The following is a 12,258-nucleotide window of genomic DNA, read 5'->3' as shown; positions in this document are numbered from 1 at the left end:
ATCTTGCCGCAAGGGTGGGTGCTGTTCGCTTGGATCTGACGTCAGGACGGACCGATTGTCGAAGCTGGTGCTGCCCCTCACCGCCTGCCGGCACCTCCCCGTATAGTGACGGCGAGAAGGGCGCTGGCCGCGACCTCGGCGCCTTTCCCGCAACGTTGGTGATTGACGGAATCGTTCTTGACAGCGCCCCCCGTCACTATACGGGAGATGATGCCGGCAGGCAGGTGAGGGGGCGGCACCAGCGCTCGCGAATGTCATCGCCAACTGCTTCGACTCAGCCGACATGCCGCGCGGCGGTAAAAAGCCCGCGAACCTTGCGGTTCGCGGGCTTTCGGTTCGTTCAGATCGTACTGTCGCCGATCAGCTCTTCAGCCTGGCGTTGCACAGGCTGTAGAAGCCGCCGCCTTTCTGGATCCACTTGAGGCCGCCCAGCGTATTGGCGTCCTTGTTGGCATAGTAGGTTTCGAGGCAGGTGTGCATGCGGCCCTTGGCGGGAGTCTCGCCGGCAAACTTCTTCGAGATCGCCGTCGGGAACTTGACGCCTCTGGGCGCCGTGACGGTCGGTGTTTCCGGGTCGCTGGTATAGCTTGCCTCATCGGGGGCCGGTACGGTGTCGTCGTCGGATGCACCGGCGCCGCATGCGCTCTTGCGGAAATCGTTCCACTTCATGCCGTTCAGCGTGTTGCCGGCCTTGGCAGCCTGATATTTGGCGCTGCAATCGGCCATGCTGAGGCCTTTGCCGGTGTCAGTGGTGGTCGCTGCCGTGGTTGTCGTGTTGGCGGGTTCTGCCGCGGCGCTGGCGCCGGCGGCGCATTCGCTCTTGCGGAAGTCGTTCCACTTCATGCCGTTCAGTGTACCGGCGGCTTTCGCGGCCTGATACTTGGTGCTGCATTCTTTCGCCGTCAGGCCTGGTGCGGCGTCATCAGCCGCCGCTGACGACTTGGTCGTCTTGGCAGGCGTTGTGTCGACCGCGGCGGTGGCGCCGGCGGCGCATTCGGTCTTGCGGAAATCGTTCCACTTCATGCCGTTCAGCGTACCGGCGGCTTTCGCGGCCTGATATTTGGTGCTGCATTCCTTCGCCGTCAGGCCCGGCGCCGCGTCATCCGTGGCCGCGGCCTTGGTCGTGTCGGTGGCCTTTGCCGTCTTCTTGGCCGGCTTGGTGTCAGTGGTGGCGGCACTGGCGTCAGTACCGCATTCGGCCTTGCGGAACTGGTTCCAGTTCTGCCCGTTTAGTGTTCCCGCATCCTTGGCCGCATTGTACTTGGTGCTGCACTCGGCCATGGTCAGCGCGTTGGCCGGCGCCGCCAGGAACAAGGTCGCGACGGCAAGGCCCGTCATAGTGGCAAGTCGATGGATGAGCATGGCGTTTCTCCGTTGCTGCCGCCCATATTATGTCCCTGGCAAATCCATAGCGCTCAACGGGCGGTTGCGCCAGATGCTAAGTCCGCAGGGAGCGTAAAGAAAACGCGTTCTTTGCGACAAGGTGATGAAATCGTTGCCGATCATCGGTTCCAGGCAAGAGGTTTTGGCGGATGCATTAGCACCAATTTGCGCTTTTGCCGGTACCAGTCTATCGCAGCAAGGCCGTCCTGTGGTAGCAATCGCCCGGTTTGGCCTGGAGTTCCTGAACCCCGACGCGGTCTCATTGGCGAAAGCATTAAATCCACGCGCCGGCGTGACACAAAACATACAAAACAATGATTTTCTAAGGATTGATAACGCACAATCATTCAATGTGATGATAGGGGCTCAGGCCAATTGTGGCATGAGTTCTCGGGAAGAACCATCGAGGAAGGTGGCTGGCATGGCAGGACGTTATTTCGGCACGGACGGTATTCGCGGGCGCGCGAACAGGTTTCCAATGACGGCGGAGGTCGCCATGAGGGTCGGCATGGCCGCCGGCCTTTCGTTCCAGCGCGGCAGCCACCGCCACCGCGTCGTGCTCGGCAAGGACACCAGGCTTTCCGGCTACATGATCGAGAATGCGATGGTGGCTGGCCTGTGCGCCGCCGGTATGGACGTGTTCCTGCTCGGCCCGATCCCGACGCCTGCTGTCGCCATGCTGGTGCGCTCGCTGCGCGCCGACATCGGTGTGATGATCTCGGCCTCGCACAATCCCTACTACGACAACGGCATCAAGCTGTTCGGCCCCGACGGCTACAAGCTCTCCGACGAGATCGAGGAGCGCATCGAGGGGATGCTCGACAAGGACATCGAGCTGGCGCTCGCCGATTCGGACGGGCTTGGCCGCGCCAAGCGCGTCGACGGCGTGCATGACCGCTATATCGAATTCGCCAAGCGCACGCTGCCGCGGTCAATGTCGCTTTCGGGGCTGCGCATCGTCGTCGATTGCGCCAATGGCGCCGCCTACAAGGTGGCGCCCGAGGCGCTATGGGAACTCGGCGCCGATGTCGTCGCCCTCAATGTCGACCCCAACGGTTTCAACATCAACAAGGAATGCGGCTCGACCCATCCGGCCGGCCTGCAGAAGAAGGTGCACGAAGTGCGCGCCGATATCGGCATCGCGCTCGACGGTGACGCTGACCGCGTCGTCATCGTCGATGAAAATGGCGCCATCGTCGATGGCGACCAGATCATGGCGCTGATTGCGGAGTCCTGGCAGCAGAGCGGACGATTGGCCGGCGGCGGCGTCGTCTCGACCGTGATGTCCAATCTCGGCCTCGAACGCTTCCTCGGCGACATGAACCTGCAACTGCACCGCACCAAGGTCGGCGACCGCTACGTCGTTGAGCACATGCGCGCGCATGGTCTGAATGTCGGCGGCGAACAGTCGGGCCACATCGTGCTGTCCGATTTTTCCACGACCGGCGACGGCCTCGTCTCAGCGCTGCAGGTGCTCGCCTGCATCAAACGGCAGAACCGACCGGTCAGCGAATTGTCGAAGAAGTTCGAGCCGGTGCCGCAGCTTCTGAAGAACGTCCATATTTCCGGCGGCAAGCCGCTCGAGGAGGCCCCGGTCAAGGCGGCGATCGAGGATGCGCGCCATCGCCTCGGCAAAGCCGGGCGCCTGGTCATCCGGCCGTCCGGCACGGAGCCGCTCATTCGCGTCATGGCGGAAGGTGACGACCAGCAACTGGTCGAGGCGGTCGTCAACGACATCGTCGAGGTCATTTCGGAAGCGCGCAGCGCCGCCTGATCCCTGCGCCTGTCAGAACTGAAGTCAGCTCGAAAGCCCGCCCTCCGGCGGGCTTTTTCGTTTGATTTGCGCGTTCGCCACCTGCAGCAACGGATGCCCCAATCCCTGGAATTCTAAAGATTCGTGGTTAAGCAATAGGGTTAAATGCCTTTTAACCTTTGCAATTCATTATCCACGTTGAAATCAACCGCAGCCGGACGCATTCGCCGTTCCGAGGGTTCTTAGGGGTGACAAGTATGTTCAATACAGCAAGAATGGCCCTCTTTGCCGCGCTGCTGGCGGGCGTAGCCGGACCGGTGTTAGCCGCCGACTTCGTGGAGCCGCCGGTGGTCGAGCAGGCGCCGGCGCCCGTCTATGAACAGCCGACTGATGTTGGTGGCTGGTATATTCGTGGCGACATCGATTATCACTGGTCGGATTTCCGTGGCGCCGACTACATCACCTACGGACCTCCACCCGGCACAAACAGTTTCAGCAGCGGCGATCTGAAAGGGGCATTTTCGATCGGCGGTGGTGTCGGCTACAAGATGAACAATCATTTCCGTACGGATCTGACCGCCGACTACTGGTTCAACTCGGACTTCGATGGCGCAACTACAGATGGCGTGACGACGTCGACCGAGGTGTCGAAAATGAGCGCCTTGTTGCTGCTCGCCAACGCCTATGTCGATATCGGCACATGGCAGGGCATCACCCCCTATGTCGGCGCTGGCATCGGCGGCGCACGCGTGAAATGGGACAATGTCAGGGATCCGAATACCACCGAATTCAACCCCGGTACCTCCAACTGGCGGTTCGCTTACGCTCTGATGGCCGGTGCTTCCTACTGCCTGACTGACAAAGTGATCCTCGACGCAGGCTACCGGTTCTCCCACATCCAGGGAGGCCGCATGTTCGAGTATGACGTAAGCAGCTCCGGCCCAGGCTTCGATAGCGGCTTCAATACGCACGAGGTGCGCGGCGGTTTGCGCTATCAATTCGGCGGTAACAATGGGTGTGCCGCGCCGCAGGCTGTCTACGAACCGGAACCCGAGCCGGTCTACACCAAGTAAGCGCATTCGAAAGCCAAGCATCCCCGAACCGCCCGGCCAGCGCCGGGCGGTTTTCGTTTAGGCTGCTCCAGATGAGAGCCGATCTAAGCTTGTGCGAAGCGCGTGGCATGTCGTTGTCGCAAAACCGCGGCACACTTTTGCGCGACATCCACAAGACGAGAGTCGTTCAAATCAATTCGGTAACCCCCTGTTATCCTTAACTGCCACTTAACCACTATGGTTAACAATGCCTCCTGAGATGGCGCTTGCGAAAGGCGCCAAGTTCGGGAGTCGGGGACCATGACATTGAAAACGCGCATAGCGCTGGCGCTCGCCGCAATCATGCTTACGCCGCTGTCGCAGGCGCTCGGCGCCGACTACGATCCGCCTGTCTATGTCGACCAGGCGCCTGACTATGTGCCGGTCGAGGTCGGCTCCGGATGGTATCTGCGCGGCGATGTCTCCTACCTGCCGCAAACGAGCTTCGAGGATCAGGATTTCGCCTTCACCCCCGCCAGCGAGAGCGAGAGCGAAGACGCGTATTTCGCGAGCATCGGCTTCGGATATCATTTCAATGATTACCTCCGCGCCGATATCAACCTCGGCTATCTGCCCGGCAACAAGTTCAGCTTCAGCTATGACGATTCGGCGACGGCGGCAGAGCCGACCGTGGCGTCTGGAAACCTCAAGAACAATGCGATCTCGGGCATACTCAACGGCTATGTCGATCTCGGCACATATGTCGGCATTACGCCTTATATCGGCGCAGGCATCGGCGTCGTTCGAAGCAAATACGATCTCTCGGCGAGCTATTTTACCGACAATGGCGACGACACGGATGATTTTGACCAGCATAGCTCCAAGGCGAAATATTCTGTGGCCTATACGTTGAATGCGGGCCTTGCCTATCAGGTTTCAAAGAATGTGCAGGTCGATCTGGGCTACCAGTATTTTTCCGCTCCCGATGCCGAATACATCACTGCCGCGAGCCTGAATTCGTTCCCTGTTCAAAAAGGGATCAGCAACCATCAGGTCAAGCTCGGGCTGCGCTACGATCTCTGGTAGCAGGCTCGGTATGCATGAAAGCACCGACGGCGGATCTCCTGGTCCGCCGTTTGCGTTTAAAGTCACGACATCCTGATCACAGATCGCCGGTATCCCGGCAGCGACAAAAACTTTCCTCTTGACGCCGGAAACCTGAACGCATATCGCCGTCCGTGGGCCACCCCTCCCCAACGAGGGGCCACTATCTGGAAGGATAGACCACGATGACGACGCATACGAAGCCCGGACTCCGTCCGGCGAACCCCAATTTTTCCTCAGGTCCCTGCGCAAAACGCCCCGGCTGGTCGGTCGAGGCGCTGAGCAATGCCGCGCTTGGACGCTCCCATCGCGCCAAGGTCGGCAAGGCCAAGCTCGAACAGGCGATCGAGCTGACGCGCGAGATCCTTCAGGTTCCGGCTGATTATCGCATCGGCATCGTGCCGGCGTCGGACACCGGCGCGGTCGAGATGGCGCTGTGGTCGCTGCTCGGCGAGCGCGGCGTCGACATGGTCGCCTGGGAAAGCTTCGGCTCCGGCTGGATCACCGATGTGGTCAAGCAGCTGAAGCTCGCCGACGTGCGCAAGATTGAAGCCGACTACGGCGTGCTGCCCGACCTTACGAAGATCGATTTCGACCGCGATGTGGTCTTCACCTGGAACGGCACGACCTCAGGCGTGCGCGTTGCCAATGGCGATTTCATTCCGGCCGCTCGCAAAGGTCTGACCATCTGCGATGCGACCTCTGCGGCGTTTGCACAAAGGCTCGATTTCAGGAAGCTGGATGTCGTCACCTTCTCCTGGCAGAAAGTGCTGGGCGGCGAGGGCGCACACGGCATGCTGATCCTCAGCCCGCGCGCCGTCGAGCGGCTGGAGAGCTACAAGCCGGCCTGGCCGCTGCCAAAAATCTTCCGCCTCACCTCGGGCGGCAAGCTCATCGAAGGCATCTTCAAGGGCGAGACCATCAACACACCGTCGATGCTATGCGTGGAGGATTATCTCGATGCGCTCCATTGGGCGAAGTCTATCGGCGGTTTCGATGCACTGATTGCCCGCGCCGATGCCAATGCCGCCGTTATCGACGGCTTCGTCGACAAGTCCTCGTGGCTAGGCCATCTCGCCGTCGACCCGGCGACGCGGTCGAACACATCCGTCTGCCTTTCCTTCACCGACCGGCAAGTTGCAGCCCTCGACGCCGACAGGCAGGCGGCCTTCGCCAAGGGGCTGGTCTCCGCGCTCGACAAGGAGGGCGTCGCCTACGACATCGGCGCCTATCGCGACGCGCCGCCCGGCCTGCGCATATGGTGCGGGGCGACGGTCGAAACCTCCGACGTTGAGGCACTGCTGCCTTGGCTAGACTGGGCATTCGCCCAGCAGAAGGCGTCGCTCAAGGCGGCCGCCTGAGTTTTCCTGTGGCGGCCCTCGGGGCCGCCCATTCCCAAACGGATCAATCCTATTTGAAGGAGGCCGCCATGGCGCCCCGCGTTCTCGTCTCAGACAAACTCTCCACCACCGCCGTGCAGATATTCAAGGACCGCGGCATCGAGGTCGACTATTTGCCGGATCTCGGCAAGGACAAGGAAAAGCTGCTCGAAGTGATCGGCCAGTATGACGGCCTCGCCATTCGTTCGGCGACGAAGGTCACCGAAAAGCTGATCAATGCCGCCACCAGGCTCAAGGTGGTCGGCCGCGCCGGCATCGGCGTCGACAATGTCGACATCCCGGCGGCGAGCCGCAAGGGCATCATCGTGATGAACACGCCCTTCGGCAATTCGATCACCACGGCGGAACATGCCGTTGCCATGATCTTCGCACTGGCCCGCCAGATACCGGAAGCCAATGCCTCGACCCATGCCGGCAAATGGGAAAAGAACCGCTTCATGGGCATCGAGATCACCGGCAAGACGCTGGGCGTCATCGGCTGCGGCAATATCGGCTCGATCGTCGCCACGCGCGGTGTCGGGTTGAAGATGCACGTCATCGCCTTCGACCCGTTCCTGTCGGACAGCCGTGCCGAAGAGCTCGGCGTTGAAAAGGTCGAGCTGGACGAATTGTTCGCCCGCGCCGACTTCATCACCCTGCACACGCCGCTGACCGACAAGACGCGCAATATCATCGACGCAGCCGCCATCGCCAAGATGAAGCCCGGCGTGCGCATCATCAACTGCGCCCGTGGCGGGCTGATAGTCGAGGCCGACCTGATCGCGGCGCTGAAGAGCGGCAAGGTGGCTGGCGCCGGCATCGATGTGTTCGAGGTCGAGCCGGCAGAGAACAACGAACTGTTCGGCATGGAGAATGTGGTGGCGACGCCGCATCTCGGCGCCTCGACAACCGAGGCGCAGGAAAATGTCGCCCTCCAGGTCGCCGAGCAGATGGCCGACTATCTGATCAAGGGCGCCGTCTCCAACGCCATCAACATGCCCTCGATCACCGCCGAGGAAGCACCGCGGCTCAAACCTTTCGTCAAGCTGGCCGAGGTGCTCGGGGCTTTTGTCGGCCAGGTTACCGAGGATCCGATCAAGGAGGTCGAGATCCTGTTCGATGGTTCCACCGCGACGATGAACACACGCGCCCTGATCAGCGCCGCGCTTGCCGGGCTGATCCGGCCGCAGGTCTCCGACGTCAACATGGTCTCGGCGCCGATCATGGTGAAGGAGCGCGGCATTATCGTCGCCGAGGTCAAGCGCGACAAATCGGGCGTGTTCGACGGCTATATCAAGCTGACGGTCAAGACCGAGCACATGACGCGCTCGATCGCCGGCACCTGCTTTTCGGACGGCAAGCCGCGCTTCATCCAGATCAAGGGCATCAATCTCGATGCCGAGGTCGGCCAGCATATGCTCTACACGACCAATGCCGACGCACCCGGCATCATCGGCCTGCTCGGCACGGTGTGCGGCGAGAACGGCGTCAACATCGCCAACTTCCAGCTCGGCCGCAACCGGCCGGGCGGCGATGCGATCGCACTGCTCTATCTCGATGCGCCGTTCCCGGAAAACGTGCTGGAGCAGGTGCGTTCGCACAAATCGATCGACTCGGCCAAGAGGCTGCATTTCGATGTGGGTATTGCTTGAGACGAGGTCAGAAGTTTCCAGTCGATCGCGTTTGGAACAGCGCATCATAGCAGCTCCGCGTGCCTTGGGAGGCGCGCGGAGCGGTTCGCTATAATTGCCTGATTGTCGTTACCTGCAGGGGAAGCCGGGGGCGATGTTGCACTGCGGCTTGTGCGGCCGTGGCGGGCGCGGCTTGTGCGGCCGGTGCGCGCGTCACTGTAAGGGTTTGGTTCACCATGAGGGCAACGACGGGCTGTGGTTTGCCCGATCCTTAACCGTGGGCATAGGCCGGCTATATCGCCATCTTCCTCCCCTTGTATTCGGCCAGGCTGATGCCGCCGAGCACCAGTACGAGCGCCAGGGCCTGATAAAGGTGGAACGTCTCACCGACGATCAGCACCGAAAGCAGCGTGCCGAAGATCGGCACCAGGTTGATGAACAGGCCGGCCCGGTTGGCGCCGATCAATTCGTTGCCTCTGATGTAGAAGATCTGCGAGACGATCGAGGCGCCGATGGCAGTGTAGAGTGTAACCGCCCAGCCGCGGGCATCAGGCACGATGACCTTGCCGGCGGCGATTTCCCACAGGAAGAAAGGCAGCGACGTGACGAGGGCCGCAATCGACAGCGCCAGTATCAGGCTCTGCCAGCGCATGGCCGGTTTCAATCGCAACCCGACCGAATAGCCGCTGTAGAGAACCACGGCGACCAGCATGATCGCATCGCCGAAATTGAGCTCCAGCGTCAGCAGTCGTCGAGGATCGCCGTGGCAGGCGGTGAGGATCACGCCGGCGATGGTCAGCACCACGCCAACAATCTGGGCCCAATTCACGCGCAGGCGAAAAAATATGAAATTGGCGACGATGATCAGGATCGGCATCGCCGCCTGTTCGATCGAGACGTTGATAGCCGTGGTGTAGTTGAGGGCCGTGTAAAAGATCGCGTTGAAGAAGGTGAAACCGCTGGCGCCCAGCGCCGCCAGTATCAGCCAGTGCCTGCGCACCAAGGGCCAGTCCTGGCGCAGTGCGCGCCAGCCGATCGGCAGCATGATCAGAACGGCCAGCACCCAGCGTAGGAAGACCAGCGTCATCGGCGAAACATGATCGACCGCCAGCTTGCCGGCCACGGAGTTGCCACCCCACAGCAAGGTGGTGATCAGCAGGAAGAGATAGGCGCTTCGATGCATGGCTGAAGGTCCGGCCGGTGGAGGGGTTTGAGGGTTTGCGCCGGCCTTAAAGCGCGTCGCGTTTGAACAGGTTCATGCGACGCGCTTTAAGCTCTTGTTTTGTGCATGTCGTTTGTCGCAAAACCGCTGCGCACTTTTGCGCGACATGCATTATTGCCACGGTCTGCCCAAGTAAATGATGGCAAAGCTGAAAATTGTTGTGCCTCAAGGCGTTTTCAGCGGCAAAGAATGGTCGCGTCAGCCTGCTCTAGACGCTATAGAGCGACATGCGTCCAATTGGATGCACAAAGTACGCGTCTCAAGGCTTTGAACCTTCGCATCGATTTCGGGAAATCGATTCCGATTTTCCGGCGGATGCGGTAGAGGCCTGTCGTCTCGAACCATTCAAGCCGCATCGAGCGGCGTCTCAAGGGAATGAAACATGGCCAATGTGGTGGTCGTCGGCTCGCAGTGGGGCGACGAGGGCAAAGGCAAGATCGTCGACTGGCTGTCGGAGCGCGCCGACGTCGTCGTGCGCTTCCAGGGCGGCCACAATGCCGGCCACACGCTGGTTGTCGACGGCAAGGTCTACAAGCTGTCGCTGCTGCCGTCCGGCGTGGTGCGGCAAGGCAAATTGTCCATCATCGGCAATGGCGTCGTCTTCGATCCGCACGCCTTCGTCGCGGAAGTGACGAAATTGAAGGCACAGGGCGTCGAGGTGACGCCGGAGCGCCTGAAAATAGCCGAAAACACCGCGCTTATCCTGTCCTTGCACCGGGAACTGGACGGTTTCCGCGAGGACGCCGCCTCCAATTCCGGAACGAAGATTGGCACGACCCGTCGCGGCATCGGCCCCGCCTATGAGGACAAGGTGGGTCGGCGCGCGGTCAGGGTGATGGATTTGGCGGATTTGGAAACACTGCCCCTGAAGGTCGACAGGCTGCTGACGCACCACAATGCGCTGCGCCGCGGGCTCGGGCATGCCGAGGTCACGCATGACGCGATCATGCAGGAACTGAGTTCGGTGGCCGACGAGATCCTGCCCTATATGGACCGGGTCTGGAAGATCCTCGACGACAAGCGGCGCGCCGGCGAGCGCATCCTGTTCGAGGGAGCGCAGGGCACGCTGCTCGACATCGACCACGGCACCTATCCGTTCGTCACCTCGTCCAACACGGTCGCCGGTCAGGCCTCCGCCGGTTCCGGCGTCGGTCCGGGCGCCATCGGCTATGTGCTCGGCATCACCAAGGCCTATACGACGCGTGTCGGCGAAGGTCCGTTTCCGACCGAACAGAAGAACGAGATCGGAGAGTTCCTGGGCACGCGCGGTCACGAATTCGGCGTCGTCACCGGCCGCAAGCGCCGCTGCGGCTGGTTCGATGCGGTGCTGGTTCGCCAGGCCGTCGCGGTCAACGGCATCAAGGGCATCGCGCTGACCAAGCTCGACGTGCTCGACGGACTGGACGAGATCAAGGTCTGCACCGGCTACCGGCTCGATGGCGAGATGATCGATTATCTGCCGGCCAGCCAGGGTGCGCAGGCGCGCGTCGAACCGGTCTACGAGACGCTCGAGGGCTGGAAAGGCACCACCGCCGGCGCCAGAAGCTGGAACGATCTGCCGGCCCAGGCCGTCAAATATGTCCGTTACATCGAAGAACTGATCGGCGCGCCAGTCGCACTCCTCTCCACCAGTCCGGAACGGGACGACACGATACTTGTGACCGATCCGTTTCAAGATTAGTTTCTCAGCCTTCCGGGCATCGCGGCTGATTTGCGGGGGCCGGCCCAGGAACAGAATGCAGGTCGACTGAAGTATGGCAGATTTCGTTAGTCCTCTGAAAAAGACACTCGCCGGCATCGTTGACCCGACGCCGGAGATACGCGCGAGAGTCTATGACAAGGCTCGTTCCACCATCGCGGCCAAGCTTGCCGAGCGTATGCCGCCGCTGACGCCTTCGGCTATTGCCCAGCACAAGCGTATCCTTGAAGACGCCATCGAAAGCATCGAGCGGGAGTATGTCAAGCCTGCGCCGGCGTCCGATCCGCTGGCCGAACTGGAAGACATCTTCTCCTCCATCGACCGCAACAAGAACCAATCCAGCCATGTCCGGCAACCGGCAAAGGCCGAACCGGCATGGCAGCCCGCGCCCGCCGCCAAGACGGCGCCGAACACACCTGCGCCTAACTGGCAAAAACCGCAGCCCGCTCCTCTTCCCCCAAACCGCGTCGATCCGGCGCCCTCGGGCAAAGATTTTCAAGAGGCGGTCGACAGGAACGATGCGTCCAGGAAGGATGGCTTCAGGAGCGACGCCTTTTCCAATGACGAAGAGCCGGCGGCGGACACTTTCCCGCGCTTGCGCCCTGTCGAGCGCAAGCGCGGCTATGGTGGCCTGATCGCCGCAGTCGTCGGCTTGCTCGTCGTCGCCGGTGGCGGCTATGGCATCTGGCTGAACAAGGATGCGTTCAGCGATATGCTGGGCCTCAGCGACACCAAGGTCGCGACCACCGAACCGCTGGTGAAGCCGGCTCCGGCCAAGCCGGCAACCGATGCCGCGGCAACGGCGCCGGCCACACCGGCCGCCAACGACGCCGCCGAAAGCGCCAAGTTCACCCAGCGCCTGACGCCCGAGGGCGGCGAGGTCGATCCCGGCCCCGCGGCAGGGCACACCGGCATCGGCGAGGGCGAATCCGTCGCGGCATTGACCACGCCGCCGCCAGCCGTACCCGCGGCCCCCGCTGGCGAGGCGCCCGTCGCCAATGCTCCTGCGGCCAATGCGCCAGCGCCAGCCGCGCCGGAAGCCGCCCCTGCGCCCGC

8 protein-coding genes and 1 pseudogene are annotated in these 12,258 nt (G+C 61.8%); 7 read left to right on the top strand and 2 right to left on the bottom strand.

Annotated features, from left to right (window positions below; translation table 11 throughout):
* Positions 1-360: 360 nt before the first annotated feature.
* Entirely contained in the window at positions 361-1,023 is a 663-nt protein-coding gene (locus tag C9427_RS29795; protein WP_425351691.1) for a hypothetical protein, read from the bottom strand.
* Between the two features lie 781 nt (positions 1,024-1,804).
* On the opposite strand from C9427_RS29795, the gene glmM reads away from it, so the two are divergent.
* From glmM to serA, 5 genes are all read left to right on the top strand, one after another.
* Positions 1,805-3,157, top strand: coding sequence for a phosphoglucosamine mutase (gene glmM, locus C9427_RS29790; protein ID WP_107652611.1), 1,353 nt, complete (start codon positions 1,805-1,807; stop codon positions 3,155-3,157).
* A gap of 236 nt (positions 3,158-3,393) precedes the next feature.
* Positions 3,394-4,209 (top strand): outer membrane protein, encoded by an 816-nt coding sequence (locus C9427_RS29785; protein WP_107652610.1) that lies wholly within the window; start codon positions 3,394-3,396, stop codon positions 4,207-4,209.
* Between the two features lie 279 nt (positions 4,210-4,488).
* Positions 4,489-5,253 carry an outer membrane protein gene (locus C9427_RS29780; RefSeq protein WP_107652609.1) on the top strand — a complete coding sequence of 255 codons (765 nt, stop codon included), beginning with the start codon at positions 4,489-4,491 and terminating at the stop codon, positions 5,251-5,253.
* Between the two features lie 203 nt (positions 5,254-5,456).
* On the top strand, positions 5,457-6,632 hold the full coding sequence (locus tag C9427_RS29775) for a phosphoserine transaminase (protein ID WP_107652608.1): 1,176 nt from the start codon (positions 5,457-5,459) through the stop codon (positions 6,630-6,632).
* A gap of 68 nt (positions 6,633-6,700) precedes the next feature.
* Positions 6,701-8,302, top strand: a complete 1,602-nt coding sequence (serA, locus tag C9427_RS29770; protein WP_107652691.1) for a phosphoglycerate dehydrogenase — start codon at positions 6,701-6,703, stop codon at positions 8,300-8,302.
* A 271-nt stretch (positions 8,303-8,573) separates the two neighbouring features.
* Here the strand turns inward: serA and C9427_RS29765 are convergent, their stop codons facing one another.
* Positions 8,574-9,464, bottom strand: coding sequence for a DMT family transporter (locus C9427_RS29765; RefSeq protein WP_107652607.1), 891 nt, complete (start codon positions 9,462-9,464; stop codon positions 8,574-8,576).
* A gap of 421 nt (positions 9,465-9,885) precedes the next feature.
* Here C9427_RS29765 and C9427_RS29760 point away from each other — a divergent pair, with 421 nt between their 5' ends.
* Both C9427_RS29760 and C9427_RS29755 read left to right on the top strand, forming a co-directional pair.
* On the top strand, positions 9,886-11,184 hold the full coding sequence (locus C9427_RS29760) for an adenylosuccinate synthase (protein ID WP_107652606.1): 1,299 nt from the start codon (positions 9,886-9,888) through the stop codon (positions 11,182-11,184).
* Positions 11,185-11,257: 73 nt separating this feature from the next.
* Positions 11,258-12,258 (top strand): annotated as a pseudogene (locus tag C9427_RS29755) (hypothetical protein); the annotation flags it as partial.

Origin of the sequence: Mesorhizobium helmanticense (assembly GCF_003034915.1) — a bacterium.
Classification (GTDB): Bacteria; Pseudomonadota; Alphaproteobacteria; order Rhizobiales; family Rhizobiaceae; genus Mesorhizobium; species Mesorhizobium helmanticense.
The sequence above is the reverse complement of the archived record's forward strand: the minus strand, read 5'-3'. Positions and strand labels throughout refer to the sequence as shown.

Coding starts and splice junctions, on each gene's coding strand:
- C9427_RS29780 (WP_107652609.1), top strand. CDS start 4,489: ATGACATTGAAAACGCGCATAGCGCTGGCGCTCGCCGCAATCATGCTT.
- serA (WP_107652691.1), top strand. CDS start 6,701: ATGGCGCCCCGCGTTCTCGTCTCAGACAAACTCTCCACCACCGCCGTG.
- glmM (WP_107652611.1), top strand. CDS start 1,805: ATGGCAGGACGTTATTTCGGCACGGACGGTATTCGCGGGCGCGCGAAC.
- C9427_RS29795 (WP_425351691.1), bottom strand. CDS start 1,023: ATGAAGTGGAACGATTTCCGCAAGACCGAATGCGCCGCCGGCGCCACC.
- C9427_RS29785 (WP_107652610.1), top strand. CDS start 3,394: ATGTTCAATACAGCAAGAATGGCCCTCTTTGCCGCGCTGCTGGCGGGC.
- C9427_RS29765 (WP_107652607.1), bottom strand. CDS start 9,464: ATGCATCGAAGCGCCTATCTCTTCCTGCTGATCACCACCTTGCTGTGG.
- C9427_RS29760 (WP_107652606.1), top strand. CDS start 9,886: ATGGCCAATGTGGTGGTCGTCGGCTCGCAGTGGGGCGACGAGGGCAAA.
- C9427_RS29775 (WP_107652608.1), top strand. CDS start 5,457: ATGACGACGCATACGAAGCCCGGACTCCGTCCGGCGAACCCCAATTTT.